Here is a 22,181-nt window from a genome sequence, read left to right on the forward strand (position 1 = left end):
GAGTCAGATCACCGGGTCTTTGCATTTCAGGGGTCAGGTCGGGTCCTGATCAGACCGGGGATCCTTGTAACGATTAAGGTCGAAGAGTCCGGCCTGAATCGGAGCCTGCCGCAGAAACTCGGCCGTCATCCTGTCGCTGAGTGCCCAGAACTCGGGGCTGGTTCTGCGGATGCCGAATTTGGTGACAAACGCGATATAATCCGACTGGGACCGGATGGCGGTCATGCCGTCGATGAATGCAGGCAGGTCATCTGATTGGACGCGGAAAAAGAAATTCGGATAGCTGCCGAAGAACCCCGGAATGATCGTCAGTACATCGGCGGCAGGGTCGCGCCGAGCGGCCTCATGGAAGAGGAAGGCCACGTTGTCGTGGGCCTTGTCATGGGCGAGGGTGAAATAGGCGACCTTGTCATCCGGGCCTTCCACCGCAAGCACGGACAGGTCGGGCAGGTAGCGGACCCAGTCGCCGCGCTGACTTGCCAGTGCACGCAGGGCGCCGTCCGTGCCCTGCGCGCAGGTGTCATTGGTGCATCGGTTGATCGGATCCTGCAGGGGCCATAACCCGTTGCCGCGGGCCAATAAGGCGTCGAAGAATTCCTGCTTCGGGGTGTCGGTCTTATACGCGATACCCGTTGGAAAGCTGTCATCGACACGGCGCTGGTGCCAATAGGTGTGCACCTTGGCCAACACGCCCCGGTACCAGGTGTCGTGCATCTGCCGCCGGTCGTCTTTGGGCATGAAGGCCAGAAACGTATCTTCACCCTCCATCCGCAATTCATCCATATACAGCCGGGTGGCGAGTTGGTGTTCGACCCGGCCAAACACGTCATAGCCTGCGACGAGATCATAATAGATACGTTCAAAAATGGGGTAGTCGATCACCCAGGCCGTTTCCGGTATGTCACCATGCAGGCCCGTCATGGCCGAGGCATTGTCGAAGTGACGAAACACCGTGATCAACGCATTGGGGTTGGTCCCGTCCGCGTCCCAGATGGCGTCGTACCCGAACCCGGTCTGATGCGCCGGGCTGTTGCGGTATCGGGCGTCTCGGAACTCAAGATATCTGATTTGGTTTTGGTGCGAGAAACCTTGCAGATCGCCAAGCGCGCCATCGTCCACCTTTGACACCGGCAGATCGAGCGCGGCGGCACCGTCTTGCAAGTAGCTGGGGTCGGTAATCGACAGATCGGCGTCGGGGTCCAGAAAGCTGACCCAGAACCGGTCTTCGATCACATCCACAGCGGTTTCGCCGTGACAGACCGAGCCGCGAATGAAACTACGGACGAAGAACAACGCCTCATCCAGCAGAAACTGATAGCGGCTGCGGGCGGGGATCCGGGCGAATGTGCTGAACGGGTCGCCGCCTTCGACATCTCCGAACGGGGGCAGGCTGTCCAGCGTCCAATCCGGTGTCAGAAAGAGCTGGCTGTACCGCTCCATCCGTGCGGGGCTTAACGCGTAGACCAGATGCTCTTTGTGCACGATAGTTTCGGAGATTTGCTGGAGGCGGTAATAAAACCGGTCGCTGCCCGGATCGTCGAAAGGACGTCGGGTGGCGATTACGTCGATCTCTTGCCCCGAAGGCGTGGTGGATCGCACCATCTGGAAGAACAGCCTGTCCGGCCCGTCGCTGAAATGCAGCCGCGCCAGAAAGAGATGTTCATAGAGATACCGGCTCATCAACTGGTGGCGCAGATCGTCGGAGTTCAGAAACGCCTCCCACGCGGTAATCTGGTCGGCAACAGCGTCAGGGATTTCGGTGGCTGCGGCTGGCAGGGCATCACCGCTGCGCGCCCAGGTGATCAGCGTTTCATATTCGGCGTCGCTCAGCGCTGCGGCGGCGTAGGGCATCCCGGCAAGCGGGTTTGTGTCCCGGTATTGGTCGAACTCACCGGGCGTCGGACAAGCCAAAGCGCGATCCAGCGCGAGGCCCAGAACCTCGGGCACCGGCCCGTCGGCAGGCAGCGGGTTCTGGCGACCGAGTTCGAGATACCGCTCTAACAGGCTTGGACCATCTGCTGGTCCTGACGGGTCATCGATGACCGGGTGAAACCCCAGCGCACGCCATTCGGGTATCGTTTGGGCATCGATGCCAAGGCGTGTGGGTTGCGCATCTTTCAGCCGTTCGGTGTGATAAACCGCCAGCTTGCTGCCACCGCGTGCCAACCCCTCGGGCGAGGTGAGTTTCAACTGGCAGGGGGCGTCATAACAGCTATGGCAGACAACGCAGCGGTGATCGACGATACGTTTCACCTCTTGCGGGTTCGGGGCAGTCTGGGCGTGCAAAGGCAGGCTGAGCAGCACGAACAGAAGGACGCAAAGTGCTGTGATCCTGCGTGTCTGGCGATATTCGGTCATCCCTTCCCCCTGCTTCGGTCCGAACGCTGTGCCCAAGCTTGGCCCGCCCTGAACGGTTTGTCGATGCTTGGATGAGGTGTTGAACCGCCTGAGGCCCAACGGCCCACAAACACGGGAAAACGGATTGCACCTAGGTCAGTCGAAACCCTTGCGTGCGGACATAGTCGCCAAATCCTTCGCGTTCCGGCTTGCTGTACTGTCGGGTCTTGTCGTCGATCCACGTATAGCCCGGTTTCCCGCCTTTGTGATCCGAGTCCCTTTGGCTGGTATAGGGCTGCACAACCGCGCGTTCCTGCGCGTAGGTTTCAACCGCTTCCCGTAGGTTGGTTTCGCGGTATTCATCCTCATGACATGTCACGCGCAAGGGCAGTCGCTTGGAAATGGGGGCAGGGGAAGCCGGATAGCCCAGTGCCAGACCGGCCAGCGGGAACACATGCTGCGGCAGGTTCAGCAGGTCGCTGACCGCCCGGGCCTGATTGCGCACCGCGCTGATCGGGCAGCAGCCCAGCCCTGTCGCCTCGGCCGCTGTGACAAAGGCCCCAAGTGCGATGGCGGCGTCCGCGACCGCGTTGAAGAACGCATCCAGATGATCATTGGCAAAAGGGGTCTCTGTCCAATCATGCAGCAGCCTCTGACGTCGATTGTTGCCGCAGAAGATCAGGATCATCGGAGCCTTTGCAATCCAATCCTGACAGGGGATCAGTTTGGCCAGTTTCCGGCGCTGAGAGGGTGAGCGCAGCAGGATGACATCCCGCTGTTGCAGATCGCTTTTGGTCGGTGCGGCCAAGGCAATGGCGCAGAGTGTTTCCAGCAGGTCAGCGGGAATGTCCTGATCGCGGAAACTGCGACACGACCCTCGGGCCGCCATGGGGTACAACGGCGTTGCCGCCTCGGGCACCGTTTCAGGCGCATCCGAGAACCGGGCGCGCAGGGCGGCTTGCAGATCGGAAGTTGGAAGATCGGCCACGGCGGCACCTCTTTCGAAACTCTATCTTACACAAAGCTTAAGATTTTTTGGCGTTCATTAAGGCAAACTGTCGGTTAAGCTTTGGTCCAGCCATACAGCATCTGGACACGCTTGAGTATGAATTCAGCGGCACAGCTAAACATTCGGATCGAACGGGGCGCGGATCGCGTTGATGCGTTCAAGGTCCCGGCCCACGACAATCAGACCGTGCTGGACGTTGTCTCGTGGATTCAGCAGAACGCCGACCCAACGCTCAGCTATCGCTTTGCCTGCCGCGTGGGGATGTGCGGGTCCTGTGCCGTGATGGTCAACGGTGTGCCGCGCTGGACGTGCCGAACCCATATCTCAAAGGTGCTGGACGGGGATGGCGTCACCATCGGCCCGCTGCGCAACCTTCCGGTCATCAAGGATCTAGTCGTGGACATGGATCCGTTCTTCGACAAATGGATCGCGGCCGAGGGCGTTCACCATGGCGTATCGACGCGCAACGATCCCATCACTCCGGTCGACGAATCCTCTCCCGAACGGGCCACGGCCAATGCCGGGATCGAGTGTATCAACTGCGCGGTCTGCTATGCGGCCTGCGATACGGTGTCGGCGCATCCGGATTATCTGGGACCCGCCGCGCTGCAACGGGCCTGGACCCTTGTGAATGACAGCCGGGATGCCGGGCGTGCCGAGATACTGCAGGCGGTGTCGGGGCAGGGCGGTTGCCACAATTGCCACTCGATGGGATCCTGCACGGCCTACTGCCCGAACGAGCTGGACCCGATGTCAGCAATCGCCGGTCTGAAACGCGAGACGCTGAAATCCATATTGCGGAAGGGGCGCTGATGCTGGATTTGCGCCTTTACATGCTGCAACGGGTGACGGCGCTGGTGATGGCCCCGCTTGTGCTGGGGCATCTTGCGGTGATGATCTACGCCATTCAGGGCGGGCTGACCGCTGTCGAGATTTTGGGGCGAACGCAGGGTTCACTGATCTGGTTCCTGTTCTACGGGCTTTTTGCTGTTGCGGTATCCATTCACGGGGCCATTGGTCTACGGGTGATTGCCTTTGAATGGGGTGGCCTGACGGGTGGGGCACTGGACGTCTTTATGTGGGCGACCGGGCTGGCGCTATTTGCTTTGGGTGCACGCGCGGTATGGGCGGTCACGTTTGCGGTTGGGGCCGCGTCATGAGGGCGGTGCGCGGTATCCAGTCTCGGGCCCATCCGCTGTGGCTGGCCTATATTCTGCATCGTTTGTCCGGGATTGCTCTGGCGCTGTTACTGCCGATCCATTTCTGGGTTCTGGCCATGGCTTTGACAGGTCCCGCGCGGTTGGATGCGGCCCTGGCAATGACCGAGTCCGGCGCGGTGAAGCTGGTCGAATTCGGCCTCGTATTCCTGCTGGCCGTGCATATGTTCGGCGGCCTGCGCCTGATGGCGTTGGAATGGCTGCCTTGGCGCCCATCGCAGAAGACGCTGGCGGCGGGGGCGGCGGCGATGTCGTTCCTCGTGGCCGGGCTGTTTTTCATGCGGGCGATTTAGCGATGCGGCACTTCGAGATCGACCGGCAAGATACCGACATTCTGATCCTCGGCAGCGGGGGCGCGGGGCTGTTTGCCGCGCTGCATGCCCAGCAAACCGCGCCCGAGGGCACCAGGATCACCATCGCCGTCAAAGGCTTGATCGGGAAATGCGGCTGCACGCGGATGGTGCAGGGTGGCTACAATGTCGCCTTGGGTGGTGGCGATACGGTCGAGCGGCATTTCATGGACACCATTCACGGGGGCAAATGGTTGCCCAACCAAGACATGGCCTGGCGTTTGTGCGAACAGGCCATCGTGCGCATTCGGGAATTGGAAAACGAGGTCGGGTGTTTCTTTGACCGCAATCCCGACGGCTCGCTGCACCAGAAAGCCTTCGCCGGTCAGACTGCGGACCGAACGGTGCATAAGGGCGATCTGACCGGGATCGAGATCATCAACCGGCTGATGGAGAAAGTGCTGGCAAGCGGCGTCGAAAAACTGCAGGAACATCGCGCGATTGGATTGGTCCCCAGCAAGGACGGCGGCGCCTTGTCGGGTGTTCTGATGATCGACATGCGCACGGGTCGCTTCCGTTTTGTCCGCGCCAAATGTGTGTTGATGGCCACCGGCGGCGGGCCGACCATGTACCGCTATCACACCCCATCTGGGGACAAAACAATGGATGGGTTGGCCATGGCGCTGCGTGCAGGCTTGCCGCTGCGCGATATGGAGATGGTGCAATTCCATCCGACCGGCCTGCTGGCGGGCGATCACACACGGATGACCGGAACGGTGCTTGAGGAAGGCTTGCGAGGTGCGGGTGGGCAATTGCTGAACCACGCGGGTCAGCGGTTCATGTTCGACTATGACCCTAAGGGCGAGCGGGCCACGCGGGATGTGGTCAGCCGCGGCATCTATGCCGAGATGCGCAAGACCAACGATCCGGGGCAGAAGGGGGTGTTTATCTCGATGTCCCATCTGGGCCCCGAGACTGTGCGCCAGAAGTTCAAAGGCATGGTGAAACGCTGTGCTGACAGCGGCTTCGATCTGGCGGCAGGCAAGGTCGAGGTTGTGCCAACTGCGCATTATTTCATGGGCGGCGTGGTTGTCGATGTGGACACGCGCACGGCGATGGAAGGCTTGTATGTTGCGGGTGAGGATGCCGGGGGCGCGCATGGGTCGAACCGATTGGGCGGCAATGGCGTTGCAAATTCAACGGTTTATGGCGGTATTGCGGGGGATGTGATGGGCGCGGATGTAAGGGCCATGTCCCTGCGCGACCCGGACGAGGCAGCCCTGACAGCCGAGCTTGACCGCGCCATCCATCCTCTGTCACGCAAACCCGACCTTGTTCTGCCGCTGCGCAAACAATTGCAGAACCTGATGTGGGAAGATGTGGGCGTGATGCGCACCGAGGAGGGTATGTCGCGCGGCCTGCAAGGGATTGCGCAGGTGTCCGACGCGCTGATGGATGTGGGGGTCGAGGGCAGCAATCTGGCCTTCAACCTGACCTGGCATGACTGGCTGAACCTGCGCTCGCTTTGTGATATATCCGAGGTCATCACCCGGGCCGGGCTGGCGCGCGAAAACTCTCGCGGGGCGCATTACCGCGAAGATTTCCCCGAGCCGGGCGCGATGGAAGACAGCGCATTCACGGTTGCCAAACAGGTCGATGGGGCTGTGGAAGTTTCGCAGGAGCCTGTTCAATTCACAATTGTGAAGCCCGGAGAAACGATCCTGCCAAAGGGCGAGCCCGAGACTTTGGTGGCGCAGTAGCAGAAGGTGAACACATGGATTTGCTAAACACCGTTTGGGAGTGGCTTTCGAAAAATCAATGGTTCGTCGCGATCCTTGCTTCGATCGTCGTTGCCTATCTCACCGCGCATTACCAATCGCGGCACGAGCATGTCAGAATACGCGAAGAGTTGAAGCTTGAAACCTCGACCGAGGCGGCGATCATCCATTTGCTGGATCGCCAGGGCTGGGAGTTGCGAAGCTTCTACACCATCAAGTCGCATATCCGGGGGTTCGAGGATGACGAGCTGCGCCGACTGCTTGTGCGGTCCGGTGCCATCGCATTCCAACAATCCCCGTCCGAGCGCGACGCCAACGACCCCCATAGGGAAAACCCGGATAAACTGGAACGCTGGGGGTTGCTTGAGAAGAACACACATCGATTGGTGAAGAAAACATGATCCCCATTTCTCTTATCCAATCCACGGCCGAAACGCTGATGGACAAGGCGGCGATTGAGATCCCGCAAGATTACCTCGCTGGGCTGAAAGCGGCGTCAAAGACCGAGGATGGCGATCTGTCGTCATTTGTCCTGAAAGCCATGCTGGAGAACTACGAAGCCGCGAAAGAGGACCGCCGGGCCATGTGCGGCGACACCGGCGTGCCGCGCTGGTTCGTCAAACTGGGCAATGAGGCGCAGGTCGAAGGCGGCATGGTTGCATTGGAAGCGGCTCTCAGGCGGGCAACGGCAAATGCCACAAATGGCGTGCCTTTGCGCCCCAATAGGGTGCATCCTTTGTGGCGCACGGATCACGACAACAATGTCGGTATCGGCGCGCCCGAGATTGAATACGGGTTCGAGCCTGAAGGCGCGTGGATCGATCTGATCACCGTGCATAAAGGCGGGCTGTTCGGCACAGATTACCGGATGCTGTTCCCCTCGGACGGGATACAGGGGATCAAGCGCTTCTACCTCGACAGCCTGATGGCCTTTGGCAAGCGCGGTCTGGCCTGTCAGCCTGCGATTATCGGGATCGGGCTGGGCGGGTCCAAGGACATCTGCATGACGCTGGGCAAACGCGCCTCGACCCTGCGTGTGGTGGGCAGCCGCAATTCGGACCCGCGCATTGCCGAGATGGAGGATGAGTTCAAGGAACTGGGGAACTCTATCGGTATGGGGGCCATGGGATTTGTAGGAAGGAACATGGTGATCGATTGCAATATCGAGGTCGGCTATTGCCACACCGGCGGGATGCCCATGTCGGTCCACGCGTTCTGCCTGTCGTCGCGCCGGGCCGTCGCGCGCATCCACACCGATGGCCGGGTCGAGCACCGCACCGACCCGAATTGGTTCACGCCGTATCAGCGCCGCGAAACAGTGGACTGGAACCCGGTGCAGGAGGCCGCGGAATGAGTGACAATTTGGACTGGCATTCTGCCCCGCTGAGCGACGAAACCGTCATCGATGCGAAGTACCGCAACACTCAGAATGTCAGGCGCTATTTCAAAAGCCGCTTGGGTGAGGATTTTAAGATGAACCGAAAGTTCATGGCCTGGATGAAAGACAACTCCGGCAAAACCCTCAAAACAGCCTGCGGGGTGTGGCGCGACATGCAAAATGAGACAAGCAAATGAGTTTGCGCGAGATCGAGCTATCCACCACCCCATCGGAAGAAGACATCGCCGATCTGCGGCTTGGAGACATCGTGTATCTGACCGGGCTGATGTATACCGCCCGCGAAGGTGTCTATATGCGCGCGCTGGAGGATAAGGCGAATATCCCGATGGAGTTGCCCTCGGACAGTGCCGCCAATTTTCATTGCTCACCCGCGGCGCGGATCAATACGGATGGCTCCTTTGACATGGGCGCAGTAACGGCGACCGCGTCGTTTCGCTTTGCCAAATGGTTGCCGGAATGGATCGCCAAGACCGGGGCGCGACTGATCGTTGGCAAGGGCGGGATGTCCTCGAAGGATTACAAAGAGTATTTCGTACCGAATGGTGCCGTATACCTGTCCACCGTGGGCTACGGCACCGGGGCATTGCTGGGGCGCGGCGTGGAAAACGTCGAGGCGGTGCATTGGAACCAGGAACTGGGTCTGGCGCAGGCGATGTGGGTGATCCGGTGCAGGCGGATGGGGCCATTCATCGTGGCCTCGGACCTGAACGGAGACTGTTTGTTTGAACGCGAAAACGCCAAGATCGCCGAGACTATCGAACAGGTTTATGAGGGCACGAAACCTGCTGTCATGAAGCGCTACGGTGAAAGCAATGATCGACGGGATGAAGTGATCTGAGGCCGCTCTACAGTGACCCGTACAGGGCCAGAACAGTCTGCGTTGCCGGTCGGGCGCGCATGGCTTCGTTATGTGCGGCCAGTTTGGGATAAGGGTCCAGCGACAGATCGGCTGCGGCCATCCAGTGCTGCAACAGGAACAGATAAGGGTCGCAAAAGCTGAACTGTGCGCCCATCGCCCAAGGGGTCATCTCCAGTTGCTGTTCCAACAGATTCGCTGAGGCCGCAAGATTGCGTGGCGCGACACCGCGCATATCCTGCAGCGAGGCGTCCTGATCAGCCCACCGGCTGCCGCGTTTGAGATGGGCAAATCCGACATGTACGGTCGAACAGAGATAGGCGCAGAGAGACCGCGCCTGTGCCTGCGCAAAGTCGCCATCGGGCAACAGACCCGCCTTAGGATGGGTGGCGGCAATATACTCCAGAATAGCTGGGTTTTCGGTCAGAAGCCCCTCGGGCGTTTCCAGAACCGGGATGCGCCCTTTTGGGGTTTTACGCAAGAAATCCGGGCTGCGATGCGCCCCGTCGGGAATTGAGATTTCGACCGCCGTGAACTCTGCCCCAGCCTCGATCAAAAGGATATGTGCGGCAAGCGCGGAGGAGCCTTTGGAATAGTAGAATACAAGCATCCCGGTCGGCCCTTTCTATTGGTCTTGCGTTTGGACTATAGAACCTCGCTTGCCATTACGCCCAGCCCCACCAGCAGCGTCAACAAGATCAAAAGGCGTCGGAAGCCTGTGTCGCTGAGGCGGCGAAACACCATGATGCCGATTTGCGCTGCGATCAGACCGCAAGGGACAGTCACCAGCAGCGCTTTCACGGCCGCGCTGTCATAGGCGCCCTTCAAGAACAGCAGGAAGATCGTGGTGCTGAGAATGGTCACGTTGAACGGCTGCAAAACCGCGCGCGTCTCGGATTTGGTCCAGGGCCGCAGCGACAGCCACATGGCCGGGATCGCGCCCGAGACGGCGGCGGCCCCGCCCAGAATGCCTCCGGTCAGGCCAACCCCGGTATCCAGCCAGGGCGTTCGACGCTCGAACGCGGGAAGGGTCGCGCGAAAACCGAAATAGCCGCCATAGAGGATCAGAAAACCCGCAACACCGATCCGCAACGTGCTGGCGTCGATCTGGTTCAGCAGCGCAAGGCCAATGGGCACCCCAAGCAGGCCGGGCACGAGAAAGCGCAGCAACCTGTGGGGCTGCGCCAGAATGTCGGCCCGAACGATCCACAGCCCCTGCAGCCCCGCCAGAACCGACATGAGGGCGACAATCGCCACGGCTGTTACCGGTGGCAGCACGACGAGGTAGAACCCAAGCGCAAACAACGCGGTTCCGGTGCCCGCAAGCCCGTTGATAAAGCCACCCGCCGCCGCGCCGAGGATCAGATAGAAAACCGTTTCAAATGTCATGCGCAGGCGTGTGTCCGGTGCTTTTGGATGCAGCTATCACACCGGCCAGCGCATTGAAAAGCGCATCCATGGCCCGCATCTTGCTTTGGGTCTCGGGATAGATCAGGCCCAGCGTCCGGCGGGGCGCATCGGGACCAAGGTTTAGCCGGTTGAGTGGCAGCGGATCCATCGGCGGAACGGCAAGGTCCGGCACGATCGAGACGCCCAAATTGGCGTGAACCATGCTGGCTATGGCCTCAAGCCCGTCCAGCTCCATCGCCTCATTGACCCGGATGCGTTTCGACAGGATCCAGTTGTCGATCAGCGCCCCGACCACGGCGCTGCGGTTGAAGCGGATAAAGGGTCGGATCTTCAACAGGGTGATCGGGTCTAGTTCGGGTTCCTCCAGCGAGGCGATCAGTTGCATCGGTTCTTCGACCAGCTTCCGGAAGATAACGCCCGGTGGCATGACGGCGGGCTTGGTCACCAAAGCCGCATCCAGATTTCCGCGGGCCAGGTCTGCCAGCAAAGCGCCGGTCAATCCGGGTTTCAGGTGTAATCCCATGCCGGGATGATGCGCTTTCAGCTGCGCCATGGCCTGCGGCGCCAACCCGGTCAGCGTTGTACGCAGAACGCCCAGCCGGATCACGCTGTTCAATTCGCCTTCCTGCATCACCGAAGGCACCAGATTGTCGTAATCCGCGATGATCTTGCGGGCTTTTTCGACGATCTGATGGGCAACAGGGGTCAGTTCCGGCGTTCTTGTACTGCGATCAAACAGTGCCACGCCCAGATCCGCCTCAAGCGTCTGCATCTGTTGGCTGACAGCGGCATGGGTGACATGCACAACGTCCGCCGCCGCGCTGAAGGTTTTTGTGTCTGCAATCGCCACAAGGGTGCGCAGCATTCGGATTGTCACGGTCGGTCCCTGCAAGCTGAGATCAAGGCGTGTTGGCAGCGTACTCTGTTTGGCCTGACTTCACGATGCCTAACTGCTATCGCAGCCCTTATCCCGCAACGGTGACTTGTCGTTGCACACCCAGCCCGACAATCCCGGCCTCCAAACGATCGCCGGGTTTCAGGTAGGTCGGTGGCGTCTGACCCATGCCCACACCCGGAGGCGTGCCGGTTGAAACAATATCACCGGGTTGCAGGGACATGAATTGCGACAGGTGTGCGATCACCGTGGCCACACCGAAATGCATCGTCCGGGTCGAGCCGTCCTGATAGCGATGGCCGTTGACCTCAAGATACATCGGCAGGTTCTGAGGGTCCGGCACCTCATCCCGTGTCACCAGCCAGGGGCCGATGGGGCCAAACGTATCCGCCGACTTGCCTTTGACCCACTGGCCCGAGCGATGCAGTTGAAAGTCGCGCTCGGACAGGTCGTTCACCACGCAATAACCCGCCACGTGGTTCAAGGCGTCGGCTTCGGAGATGTATTTCGCTTCCTTGCCGATCACGACGCCCAGTTCGACCTCCCAATCCGATTTCTCTGATCCGCGGGGGATTTCGATGTCGTCATTCGGCCCTGCAATGGCCGAGGTTGCCTTGAAGAAAATCGCGGGCTCGGCAGGCAGGTCCATTCCGGCTTCGGCGGCGTGGTCGGCGTAGTTGAGGCCGATACAGATAAACTTGCCAACCTGCCCGACGCAGGGGCCGATACGTGTGCCCGCGTCCACCGCTGGCAAACTGGTCGGATCGATTGCGCGCACCCGGTCCAGTTCCGCGTCGCCAAGCGTTGCCCCGGCAATGTCATCGATATGACCGCTGAGGTCGCGGATTGTGCCATTGGCATCCAGAAGACCGGGTTTTTCAGCGCCTTCTGGCCCGTGACGTAAAAGCTTCATGCTGCGCTCCTTCTTGGCTCAGGTCGTCCGGAGGCTATTAGTGGCGCAGGTTTCGCTGTTTGTATAGCGGCTGGTTTTACCCGGACGGCAGATCAGCAAGCACCCGGCACCGACGGGAGAAATCAGTGCCGAGTGACGCGTCAGCGGGACGTTACAACGTGGCTTGGTCTGCCAACCCCGCCTCTTGTGCCAGCCGGGCTGCTACAGAGGCCACGGCCAGATCTTGCAGGCCGACGCCGGTGCCGTCGAACAGGGTGATCTGGTCATCGCTGCTGCGACCCGGATGGGTTCCGTTAATCACGGCGCCGATGGGCGTGATCTGATCCTCGGTCAGGTTACCTGCTTCAACGGCGTGCTGCGCCTCGCCGATCGAGATGGATTGGGCGACCTCATCGGTGAAAACCGTGGCTTCGGTGACAAGGGCCGCGTCGACCTCTTGCTTGCCTTTAGTGTCTGTGCCCATGCAGGCCAGGTGCGTGCCGGGTTTGATCCAGTCTTTCATCAACAGCGGCTCGAAAGCCGAAGTGATGGTGATGATGACATCTGCCTGCGCGCCAAGGTCCTGTTGCGAGACGGCCTCGAATTCCAACCCGAGCTCGGTCGCGACCGCGCCCAGACGGGGCAGCATTTCGGGGTGGGGGTTCCAAGCGACGACTTTTTCAAAGTCGCGCTGTTCGGCGGCGGCGCGCAGTTGGAAGGTGGATTGATGACCCGCGCCGACCATACCCAGCACCTTGGCATCTTTCCGGGCCAGATGGGCGATGGACACAGCCGAGGACGCAGCTGTGCGCACGGCGGTGAGATAATTGCCGCCGACCAGAGCCGACAGACGTCCGGTATCGGGGTCGAACAGGAACACGGTGGATTGATGGTTGGTCAGCCCCTTATCCATATTGCCAGGCCAGTAGCCGCCGGATTTGACGCCCAGCACCTGACCAGCGCGGTCGAAACCGGATTTGAAGCCGTAAAGCGCGTCGGCATAGCCGATGGCCTCGCGGATGACCGGGAAGTTATAGGCGTCGCCCCGCGCCATGGCGGCGAAGACGTCCCGAACAGCGTCGAATGCCTCGGCGCGGCCAACCAGTTGCCGGCAAAGGTCTTCTCCGACGATCAACAAGGGTGTGTCTGTCATATCTTTCATGATCCTTCCCTCGCCTCAGTACGCCTTGCCGCGCGCGGACACGGGCCAGAGGGTTTCGACCTTGCCGCCCCGCACGCCCACATACCAGTCGTGGACATTGGCCGTCGGGTCACAGTGGCCGGGCACCAGATGCAGCTTGTCATTGACCTTCAGAACCCCGTCCGGGTCCGACACGACCCCATGTTCGTCCGAGCATTTGATGTATTCCACATCCGAGCGACCAAAGATCTCCGGCAGGCCGCTGTCGACGGACTGGGCCTTGAGCCCCGCATCCACGATGGCTTTGTCTGCCTTGGCATGGCTCATAACGCTGGTGAGGATGAAGAAGGCGTTTTCCCACTCTCCCCGGTCGATGCGGTTGCCGTTTTCGTCAAGGATGCGGCCATAATCGGCATCCATGAAGGCGTAAGAGCCGCATTGCAGTTCGTTATACACGCCCGACGCGCTCTCGAAGTAGTATGACCCGGTGCCGCCACCGCCGACGATGTCGCAGTCCAGCCCTTCGGCCTTCAACCCATCCACGGCGTCTTTCACCTGCGCCACGGCGATGTCGATCTTGGCTTTGCGATCCTCGTACAGGTCCATGTGCTGCATCGCGCCCTGATAGGCCTGAATGCCGGCGAACTTGAGGCCAGGGGCCGCGTCGATGGCTTTGGCGATGGCGATGACCTCGGGCGTGGTGGTGACACCGCAGCGGCCTGCGCCGCAGTCGATCTCGACCAGACATTCGATCTGGGTGCCATGACGCTGCGCGGCCTCGGACAGGTCGGCAACGTTGTCGATATCGTCGACGCAACAGATCGTCCGCGCGCCCAACTTGGGCATCCGCGCCAGACGGTCGATCTTGGCCGGGTCACGCACCTGATTGGACACCAGCACATCGTTGATCCCGCCACGGGCAAAGACCTCGGCCTCGGAGACCTTCTGGCAGCAGATACCGCAGGCCCCGCCCAGCTCGACCTGTAGCCGCGCCACATCGACGGATTTGTGCATCTTGCCATGCACCCGGTGGCGCATGCCGTGGGCTTTGGCGTAATCGCCCATTTTCTGGATATTGCGCTCCAGTGCGTCCAGATCCAACACAAGGGCCGGGGTCTGGATCTCGGATGCGTCCATGCCGATGGCAGCGGGGATGTCGTAGCCGACTTCGAGTTGCTCGATGTTTACGGGTTTGTTCATGTTGTCCTCCTCAGCCTTGGGTCCAGGGCAGTTTGTCCAGATCCACATTGCCGCCGGTGATGATCACGCCGACGCGTTTGCCCTTGAAGGCGTCGGGGTTTTTCAGAATGGTCGCCAAAGGCACCGCGCTGCTGGGTTCCATCACGATGCGCAGGTACTTCCAGGTGATCTTCATCGCGGCGATGATCTCGTCTTCGCTGGCGGTGTGGATGTCGCTCAGGAAGTTCGAGACAAAGTGCCAGGTGTTTTCCTTCAGCGGCACTTTCAGCCCGTCGGCGATGGTCACCGGCGCGTCATCAGCGATGATGTGACCGGCCTTGAAACTGCGATAGGCGTCGTCGGCCTGTTCCGGTTCCGCGGCATAGATCTTCACCTCAGGCGCGAGGTTCGACAGCGTCAGGCAGGTGCCCGAGATCATGCCGCCGCCGCCAATCGGCGCGACCACGGCGTCCAGACCGTCGGTCTGCTCCAGCAGTTCCGCCGAACAGGTCGCTTGCCCCGCAATTACGCGCGGGTCGTTATAGGGGTGCACGAACTCGCCACCCGTACGCGCCTGCACCTCGGCAAACACCGCCTCGCGCGAGGTGGTCGAGGGCTCGCATTCGGTGATGATCCCGCCATAGCGGCGCACCGCGTCTTTCTTGGCCTGCGGCGCGGTGCGCGGCATCACCACGTTACAAGGGATACCCCGGCGACCCGCTGCGTAAGACAGGCTGAGCGCATGGTTGCCGCTGGAATGCGTGCAGACGCCGCGCTTGGCGACTTCGTCATTCAGGCCAAAGACCGCGTTACACGCGCCGCGTACTTTGAAGGCACCGGCCTCTTGAAAGTTCTCGCATTTGAAAAACAGCTGCGCGCCCGTCAGATCGTCCAGATAGGCCGAGCGCAGCACCGGTGTGCGGTTGATATGTGGTCTGATCCGCTCATGCGCTTCGCGCATATCGGCAAGGGTCAGGCAATCGGCTGTGGTCATTGAATCTAGCATCCTTGGGTCCTTACGCTGCGGATTGCATGGGATTGGCGTGGCCCAGACGGAAGTATTCTTGTGCCGCTGCAACACCGCTGCCCAACTCGATTGGATAATTCAGGTCGGCCATCGCCATTTCGATGGTCGCCAGACCGGACAGTACCATCACATCCGTCAGACTGCCCAGATGGCCAATGCGGAAGGCCTTGCCGTTCATCTCGCCCAAGCCGATGCCAAAGCTGACGCCATAGGCGTTGAAGGCATGGTCGGTCAGGGCATTGCTGTCGAAGAGGTCGGGTACATAAATCGCGCTGACCGTGTCCGAGTAGAGATCCGGCGACTGCGCCACCAGATCCAGCCCCCAAGCGGTGGTGGCTTTTCGCACGCCCTCGGCGAGACGGAAATGACGGGCATAAACATTGTCCAAGCCTTCCTCGAACAGCATCTTCAGGCTTTCGCGCATGCCGTAGATCAATTGCAGCGGCGGGGTGTAGGGAAAGCCACCGGATGCGTTGGCGTTCATCATGTCGCGAAAATCAAAGAAGGTGCGCGGCAGTTTTGCGGTCTCGATCGCCGCAAGCGCTTTGGGGCTGACGCACAGGATCGCCATGCCGGTCGCCAGCATGAACCCCTTTTGCGAGCCCGAGACCGCGATATCGACGCCCCAGTCATCAAAGGCAAAAGGCATCGAGGCCAGCGAACTGACGCAATCCACAAACAGCATCGCCGGGTGGTCACTGGCATCCATTGCCTTGCGCACAGCCGCAATATCCGAGCGTACGCCGGTGGCCGTCTCGTTATGAGTGACCAGAACTGCCTTGATCTGATGGCTCTTATCCGCAGCCAGAGTCTCGGCAAATTTATCCGCCGGTGCGCCACTGCCCCAGGGGCATTCGATGATCCGCACATCCAGCCCGTGGCGCTGGCACAGGTCGATCCAGCGATGGCTGAACATGCCATACCGCGCGACCAGAACCGTGTCGCCGGGGCTGAGCGTGTTGGTGATCGACGCCTCCCATCCTCCGGTTCCGCTGGCGGGGAAGGTGATGATTTGACCTTCGGTTGTGCCAAAAACCTTCTTGGTGTCTTCCAGCACCGGTGCGAAGGTCTGTACAAAATCCGGGGCGCGGTGGTCCTGAGTCTGCACCTGCATCGCCAGCCGCAACCTGTCGGGGATGTTCGTTGGACCGGGAATAAAGACCGGGTTCTGGTTGGACATTTTCGCTTCCTCCGCTTTGACGAAATTGTCTTATCGGGCGGGGGAAACTGCAATTTTCTCGAAAATGTTTTTTACTGGGTGAAAAAATGCCTTAACGCGTTGAAAATCAGTGCCTGCGTATTTTTTCAAAAAAGTGGCTGAAATTTCCGAAAATGAAAAAGTAACCGCAGTCATCATCTCCGACTGCGGTTTTCACCTTCGAAAAGGAAGAGATTCGGCTTGCCGTCTGTCAGACCCAAAGGTCCGAACACCCCCGGTTAATCGGGTGCATATTCCGGAAGTTTCGACAGCGCAGATTTCAGCGCGTCCCCCCACCCATCCGAGATGGTTCGGAAATAGGGATCGTCCCCTTCGAACCGGGTGCGCTGACCGGGTTCGAAACTGTCTTCGTCATAGAGAAACAGGTCGAGCGGTGCGCCGACGGACAGGTTGGCTTTGATGGTCGAATCAAAGCTGACAAGCAGCAGTTTCACCGTTTCGGCAAAGCTCATGTCGGGATCATAGGCGCGCACCAGAATGGGGCGTCCGTATTTGGTTTCGCCAATCTGGAAGAACGGCGTTTCGTCGCCCGCCTCGATGAAATTGCCCTCGGGGTAGATCAGAAACAGGCGCGATGGTCCGCCCTTGATCTGGCCGCCCAGGATCAGCGTGGCGTGAAAGGCGCTATCGGCCTGTTGGCCGGACCGGGCGTGCTGTTCGATGACGTCGTTCAGCGTATCGGCAACCAGTTGCGCGACCTGAAACATCGTCGGTGCTTCGAGGATCGAAGGGGATCGGTCTGCGGGCACCTTGGTGCGTTCTTCCAGCAGACTGATCGTCGCCTGCGTCGTGGCCAGATTTCCAGCGGTCAGAATCGTGATCGAGCGGTCGCCCTCGACCGTCCAGTTGAACATCTTGTTGAAGGTCGAGACATTGTCGACCCCGGCATTGGTGCGGGTATCGGACATGAACACCAGCCCACGGTTCAGCCGCATCCCCACAGCATAGGTCATCTTGGTCTCCGTTACTGCTGTGCGACCTGCAACTGCACTGTCAATTGCTCGCCCGCTGCCCCAATTCTGCTTCCTCTTACCGGGGCAGCCTGCGCATAGTCCAGACCGGTTGCAACACGGACGTAGCGGCTGTCGGGGGATATTCCGTTCGATATGTCAAATCCGACCCATCCCAGCCCGTCCAGATGCGCTTCGGCCCAGGCGTGGGTGGCGTCCTGAACCTCGGTATCGCTCATCATCAGATAGCCCGAGACATAGCGGGCCGGAATGCCAAGCGCCCGGGCGCAGGTGATAAAGATGTGGCTATGGTCCTGACAGACGCCGCAGCCAGCCTCCAGTGCGTCTTCGGCTGTCCAGTCGGGCTCCGAGCATCCGATCTTGTAGGTCACATGATCGCGGATCGCGGCCGACAGCGCGTGCATCCGGTCCAGCGGTTCGCCATCGGGCAGGGATTTGATCAGCGCGGCCACGCCTTTGCCGGGCTTGGTCTGATCCGTGTCGCGCTGAAACAGCCACAGCGGGATCGACCCTTCATGAGGTCCCAGAACGCCGTGGGTATCTGAGATATCGACCACGCCTTCCGAGATCAGCGAGACGCTTTGCGTGTTAGGCTCGAAACTGATCAGTTCCACCGTGTTGCGGTGGTAATCCTCAAAGCTCAGCTCTTTGCGGCCGCCCAGCACCTGCGTGGTCCAGCTGTCGATCTTCTGGTTGCGGAACGACTTGGGCGTTTTTCTCAGCTGTTGCAGGCCAAAAGGCACCGGGGCGTCGAAATCGTATCGGGTTTCGTGTCGGATATGCAGTTTCATGGCTTACTCATAGAAACGATAATCGATTTCGATCTGTCGGCTCAGCCCGGCGAGATCGTTCTGGAATTCCTGAATGTACTCATGCAGGCCAAACTCGAAGATATCGGCGATGTCGCGATCCAGATATTTGTCATACAGCGCATTGGACGCCTCGCAGGATGGACCGGCGAAGCCGTAATCTTTTTTCAGGTACGACAGATTCTCCTGAATCTTGCGGCAACAGAAATGTAGGCTGCGCGGCATGCGCTGGTCCAGTATGAGGAATTGCGCGATGTCCGAAGGCGAGGTTTTTTGGCCATGCGTCATCCGATAGCCCCCGCCAGCGCCGACGGATCGCAGGATGCTTTCCCATTGGATATTGTCCAGCGACGATCCCACCGAAAAGGCTGTTGGCAACAGCACATAATATTTGACGTCCAGAATGCGCCCGGTGTTATCGGCGCGTTCGATGAAGGTGCCGATGCGGGTGAAGTCGAACATGTCGTTGCGCAGCATGGTGCCAAGTATGGCGCCGCGCACAAGCGCCGATTGATGGCGGATCAGTTCCAGCAGGCCGGGCAAGTCGCGTTCGTTCACCTTGCGCCGAAGGGACTCGTCCAGTTGCATCCATGTGGCGTTCACTGCGCTCCAGACATCATGGGTCAGCGCCGTGCGCACCAGTTTTGCATTCTCGCGCGCCTGTTTGACAACGGACCAGACCGATGACGGGTTATCCCCATCGCGTAGCACCCAGTCGACCGCATTGTCGCGGGTGACCTCGTCATATTTCTCCTGATAGGTGCCCAGAACGCCCGCCGTGCGCAGGACCGAACTCCATTCCTCGACCGAGTTCTGGGTGCGGGTCAGCGCCATGCGTTGGCCGGTTTCCAGCAATCTGGCCGTGCTTTCCGCGCGTTCCAGGTAGCGGGACATCCAAAACAATCCACCTGCAGTTTTTCCCAGCATGGCTTAGTCCTCCAGTACCCAGGTGTCTTTGGTCCCGCCACCCTGGCTGGAATTCACCACCAGCGATCCCTTTTTTAGTGCAACCCGCGTCAACCCGCCGGGCGTGATCTTGATCCCGTCGGGCGAGACCAGCACGAAGGGGCGCAAGTCCACATGGCGGGGGGCCAGCCCCGAGCGGGCAAAGATCGGAACCGTGGACAGCGACAACGTAGGTTGCGCGATATAGTTGGCCGGGCGCGCCTTTAGCTTTGCTTTGAAGGCTGCGATCTCTTTCTTGCTGGCGGTCGGGCCGATCAGCATCCCGTAGCCGCCCGAACCGTGAACCTCTTTCACCACCAGATCGGACAGGTTGTCGAGGACGTAGGACAGGGATTTCGGATCGGCGCAACGCCAGGTCGGGACGTTTTGCAGGATCGGCTTTTCGCCGGTGTAGAACTCGACGATTTCGGGCATGTAGGAATAGATTGCCTTGTCGTCCGAGATGCCCGTGCCCGGCGCGTTGGCGATGGTGATGCCGCCTGCGCGGTAGACGTCCAGAATGCCCGGAACGCCAAGTGCGCTGTCGGGGTTGAAGTTTAGCGGGTCCAGAAAATCGTCATCGACCCGGCGATAGAGCACATCGATGGGCCGATACCCGCGCGTGGTGCGCATACAGACGCGCCCGTCGACCACGCGCAGATCGTGGCCTTCGACCAGTTCCACCGCCATCTGATCGGCCAGAAATGCATGTTCGTAATAGGCCGAGTTATAGATGCCGGGCGTCAGAACAGCCACGGTCGGCTCACCTTCGGCACAATCGGGCGCGCAGGCGGCAAGCGACCGCCGCAGATTGCGCGGATAGTCCGAGACGTTGCGCACATTGTTGGCGCTGAACAGTTCCGGGAACATCTTCAGCATCGTCTCGCGGTTTTCCAGCATATAGCTGACGCCCGAGGGCGTGCGCGCATTGTCTTCCAGCACGTAGAACTCATCTGGCCCGGTGCGGACCAGATCGATGCCGACGATATGAGTGTAGATCTTGCCCGGAGGGGCGACACCGATCATCTGGGGCAGGAACGCCTCATTCGCGGCAATCATCTCGGGCGGTAGGCGACCGGCGCGGACAATTTCCTGCCGGTGATAGATGTCGTAAAGAAAGGCGTTGATCGCGCGTACGCGTTGTTCGATCCCGCGTTCCAGCCGTTGCCATTCGCGGCCCGAGATAATGCGGGGGATGATGTCGAAGGGGATCAGCCGCTCTTCTGCTTCGGCCTTGCCGTAGACGTTGAAGGTGATGCCTGTCAGGCGAAAGACCTCTTCGGCTTCGCGCTGTTTTGCCCGTAATCTGGCGACATCTTCGTGATTAAACCAGCGACCGATTTCTTCGTAAGGACCGCGCAGAGATCCGTCGCCATTGTACATTTCGTCAAAGAATTCTCCCATGCAGGAAGTTTGACGAACATATCCGAGTTTGCAAGGGGAACGGCCGAAATGGCCCCGAAACGGTTGTATTGCTGACTATTTATAGGGCTTTCAGCGCGCAGCCGCAGGAAAATGGGGTGGGGCAAAGGCCCCACCCTGGATCGGTCAGGCACCGATGATGTTGTGGCCCGGCCCATAGGGGAAGCCGGTGATATTCTCGGCCCCGTCTTCGCCCACGACCAGAATATCATGCTCGCGATAGCCACCCGCGCCCGGCTGGCCTTCGGGGAGCCACAGCATCGGCTCGATCGAGACGACCATGCCGGGCTCCAGAACGGTGTCGATATCTTCGCGCAGTTCCAGACCGGCCTCACGCCCGTAATAGTGGCTGAGGATCCCGAACGAGTGGCCATAGCCGAACGAGCGATACTGCAGCAGGCCCTCATCCGCGAAGAACCGGTTGATCTCGGCGGTGATGCCCGAGCAGGTCGCGCCGGGTTTGATCAGGCTCAGGCCCAGTTCATGCGCGGCCACGTTGGCCTTCCACAGGCGCAGGCTGTCGGCGTCCGGCTCTCCCAGGAACAGGGTGCGTTCCAGCGCGGTGTAATAGCCTGAGATCATCGGGAAGGTGTTCAGCGACAGGATATCGCCCTTTTGCAGCGCCCGTTTGGTGACCGGGTTATGGGCACCATCCGTATTCAGCCCGGACTGGAACCAGACCCATGTGTCGCGAATTTCGGAGTCGGGATATGCCCGCGCGATTTCCTCTTCCATCGCGTCGCGTCCGGCCATGGCGATCTCGATCTCGGTCGCGCCTTCGCGGATGGCCGCGTGGATGGCGGCGCCGCCGACATCAGCGGTGCGCGCACCGCCCTTGATCAGCTCGATCTCTTCCGCGGATTTCACCATGCGGGCGAACATCGTGTCGGGTGCGATATCGATCAGTTCGGGCGCGTCCAGCATCCGCAGCGCGGTGTCGCGTGCGGCCAGGGTCATGTGATCGCCTTCGATCCCGATCCGTTTCGCGCCACCGATCAGGCTGGCCACGGCACGCCAGTAGTTGTCGCGCTTCCAGTCGGTGTAGATCACATTCTCGTCAACCGAGCGCCGCCACGGCTGACCCGCATCGATATTGGCAGAAACGGTGGTGCAGGCGTCCTGCGTGACAACGCAGCCATAGGGGCGACCGAACGAGCAATACAGAAAGCCCGAGTAATAGGCGATGTTCTGCATCGAGGTCAGCAGCACCGCCGGGATATCGCGCTTGGCCATGATGGCGCGCAGGGCGCTCAGGCGGCGGCTGTATTCGGCTTTGCTAAAGGGCAGGGGGGCCTTGTCACCATTGTGGCAAGTGAAGAATTCGGGGCGTTGAGCTATATCGTTCATCCTTGGTCTCTCATCTTTGCCGGGTATGCAAAGCCCGG

The 22,181-nt window shown here is 60.2% G+C and carries 23 protein-coding genes; 8 read left to right on the forward strand and 15 right to left on the reverse strand.

The features are described 5' to 3' along the window. Nucleotides 1-33: 33 nt before the first annotated feature. Together ACR0MO_RS07855 and ACR0MO_RS07860 are read right to left on the reverse strand one after the other, a co-directional pair. Nucleotides 34-2,358: a fatty acid cis/trans isomerase gene (locus ACR0MO_RS07855; protein ID WP_480890598.1), complete on the reverse strand. Its 2,325-nt coding sequence runs from the start codon at nt 2,356-2,358 to the stop codon at nt 34-36. 130 nt (nt 2,359-2,488) lie between these two features. After that, entirely contained in the window at nt 2,489-3,325 is an 837-nt protein-coding gene (locus ACR0MO_RS07860; protein ID WP_480890601.1) for a nitroreductase family protein, read from the reverse strand. 117 nt (nt 3,326-3,442) lie between these two features. Here ACR0MO_RS07860 and ACR0MO_RS07865 point away from each other — a divergent pair, with 117 nt between their 5' ends. From ACR0MO_RS07865 to ACR0MO_RS07900, 8 genes are read left to right on the forward strand one after another with little or no spacing between them, the layout of a single operon-like run. Continuing rightward, nucleotides 3,443-4,159 (forward strand): succinate dehydrogenase/fumarate reductase iron-sulfur subunit, encoded by a 717-nt coding sequence (locus tag ACR0MO_RS07865; protein WP_480890603.1) that lies wholly within the window; start codon nt 3,443-3,445, stop codon nt 4,157-4,159. Next, nucleotides 4,159-4,506, forward strand: coding sequence for a succinate dehydrogenase/fumarate reductase transmembrane subunit (locus ACR0MO_RS07870; RefSeq protein WP_170622450.1), 348 nt, complete (start codon nt 4,159-4,161; stop codon nt 4,504-4,506). Before ACR0MO_RS07865 ends, ACR0MO_RS07870 begins: the two co-directional genes overlap by 1 nt. Next, entirely contained in the window at nt 4,503-4,856 is a 354-nt protein-coding gene (gene sdhC, locus ACR0MO_RS07875) for a succinate dehydrogenase, cytochrome b556 subunit (RefSeq protein WP_480890606.1), read from the forward strand. The genes ACR0MO_RS07870 and sdhC overlap by 4 nt, the downstream gene beginning before the upstream one ends. 2 nt (nt 4,857-4,858) lie before the next feature. Then, nucleotides 4,859-6,613, forward strand: a complete 1,755-nt coding sequence (locus ACR0MO_RS07880) for an L-aspartate oxidase (RefSeq protein ID WP_480890608.1) — start codon at nt 4,859-4,861, stop codon at nt 6,611-6,613. Nucleotides 6,614-6,627: 14 nt separating this feature from the next. Continuing rightward, nucleotides 6,628-7,032, forward strand: coding sequence for a hypothetical protein (locus ACR0MO_RS07885; protein WP_170622447.1), 405 nt, complete (start codon nt 6,628-6,630; stop codon nt 7,030-7,032). Continuing rightward, entirely contained in the window at nt 7,029-7,985 is a 957-nt protein-coding gene (locus ACR0MO_RS07890) for a fumarate hydratase (RefSeq protein WP_480890610.1), read from the forward strand. Before ACR0MO_RS07885 ends, ACR0MO_RS07890 begins: the two co-directional genes overlap by 4 nt. Beyond that, entirely contained in the window at nt 7,982-8,206 is a 225-nt protein-coding gene (locus ACR0MO_RS07895) for a DUF6434 domain-containing protein (RefSeq protein ID WP_480890612.1), read from the forward strand. The genes ACR0MO_RS07890 and ACR0MO_RS07895 overlap by 4 nt, the downstream gene beginning before the upstream one ends. Further along, a complete protein-coding gene (locus ACR0MO_RS07900; RefSeq protein ID WP_480890614.1) occupies nt 8,203-8,868 on the forward strand; it encodes a fumarate hydratase C-terminal domain-containing protein in 666 nt (221 codons plus the stop codon). Before ACR0MO_RS07895 ends, ACR0MO_RS07900 begins: the two co-directional genes overlap by 4 nt. Before the next feature lie 7 nt (nt 8,869-8,875). Here the strand turns inward: ACR0MO_RS07900 and ACR0MO_RS07905 are convergent, their stop codons facing one another. From ACR0MO_RS07905 to ACR0MO_RS07965, 13 genes are all read right to left on the reverse strand, one after another. Then, the gene (locus ACR0MO_RS07905) at nt 8,876-9,496 is read right to left on the reverse strand and encodes a glutathione S-transferase family protein (protein WP_480707825.1); all 621 of its coding nucleotides are present in this window, start codon (nt 9,494-9,496) and stop codon (nt 8,876-8,878) included. 35 nt (nt 9,497-9,531) lie between these two features. Next, a complete protein-coding gene (locus ACR0MO_RS07910; protein ID WP_170622443.1) occupies nt 9,532-10,275 on the reverse strand; it encodes a sulfite exporter TauE/SafE family protein in 744 nt (247 codons plus the stop codon). Continuing rightward, nucleotides 10,265-11,161, reverse strand: a complete 897-nt coding sequence (locus tag ACR0MO_RS07915; RefSeq protein WP_480873539.1) for a LysR family transcriptional regulator — start codon at nt 11,159-11,161, stop codon at nt 10,265-10,267. The genes ACR0MO_RS07910 and ACR0MO_RS07915 overlap by 11 nt, the downstream gene beginning before the upstream one ends. 100 nt (nt 11,162-11,261) lie before the next feature. Next, nucleotides 11,262-12,104, reverse strand: coding sequence for a fumarylacetoacetate hydrolase family protein (locus tag ACR0MO_RS07920; RefSeq protein ID WP_480890616.1), 843 nt, complete (start codon nt 12,102-12,104; stop codon nt 11,262-11,264). 151 nt (nt 12,105-12,255) lie between these two features. Continuing rightward, nucleotides 12,256-13,236: an iminosuccinate reductase BhcD gene (bhcD, locus tag ACR0MO_RS07925; RefSeq protein WP_480890889.1), complete on the reverse strand. Its 981-nt coding sequence runs from the start codon at nt 13,234-13,236 to the stop codon at nt 12,256-12,258. A gap of 24 nt (nt 13,237-13,260) precedes the next feature. After that, nucleotides 13,261-14,424, reverse strand: a complete 1,164-nt coding sequence (bhcC, locus tag ACR0MO_RS07930; protein ID WP_480890619.1) for a 3-hydroxy-D-aspartate aldolase BhcC — start codon at nt 14,422-14,424, stop codon at nt 13,261-13,263. 10 nt (nt 14,425-14,434) lie between these two features. After that, a complete protein-coding gene (bhcB, locus tag ACR0MO_RS07935) occupies nt 14,435-15,409 on the reverse strand; it encodes a beta-hydroxyaspartate dehydratase BhcB (RefSeq protein ID WP_480890622.1) in 975 nt (324 codons plus the stop codon). 10 nt (nt 15,410-15,419) lie between these two features. Then, complete coding sequence (bhcA, locus tag ACR0MO_RS07940) at nt 15,420-16,610, reverse strand: L-aspartate--glyoxylate aminotransferase BhcA (RefSeq protein ID WP_480890625.1); 1,191 nt, start codon at nt 16,608-16,610, stop codon at nt 15,420-15,422. Between the two features lie 257 nt (nt 16,611-16,867). Beyond that, nucleotides 16,868-17,602, reverse strand: a complete 735-nt coding sequence (locus ACR0MO_RS07945; RefSeq protein WP_480584401.1) for a proteasome-type protease — start codon at nt 17,600-17,602, stop codon at nt 16,868-16,870. Between the two features lie 11 nt (nt 17,603-17,613). Continuing rightward, on the reverse strand, nt 17,614-18,411 hold the full coding sequence (locus tag ACR0MO_RS07950; RefSeq protein WP_480890628.1) for a transglutaminase family protein: 798 nt from the start codon (nt 18,409-18,411) through the stop codon (nt 17,614-17,616). A gap of 3 nt (nt 18,412-18,414) precedes the next feature. Beyond that, nucleotides 18,415-19,356: an alpha-E domain-containing protein gene (locus ACR0MO_RS07955; RefSeq protein ID WP_480890631.1), complete on the reverse strand. Its 942-nt coding sequence runs from the start codon at nt 19,354-19,356 to the stop codon at nt 18,415-18,417. A gap of 3 nt (nt 19,357-19,359) precedes the next feature. Beyond that, a complete protein-coding gene (locus tag ACR0MO_RS07960; protein WP_170622434.1) occupies nt 19,360-20,778 on the reverse strand; it encodes a circularly permuted type 2 ATP-grasp protein in 1,419 nt (472 codons plus the stop codon). A 144-nt stretch (nt 20,779-20,922) separates the two neighbouring features. Further along, a complete protein-coding gene (locus ACR0MO_RS07965) occupies nt 20,923-22,143 on the reverse strand; it encodes an aminopeptidase P family protein (RefSeq protein WP_170622433.1) in 1,221 nt (406 codons plus the stop codon). Between the last annotated feature and the right edge of the window lie 38 nt (nt 22,144-22,181).

The organism is Ruegeria sp. K5 (assembly GCF_056531805.1).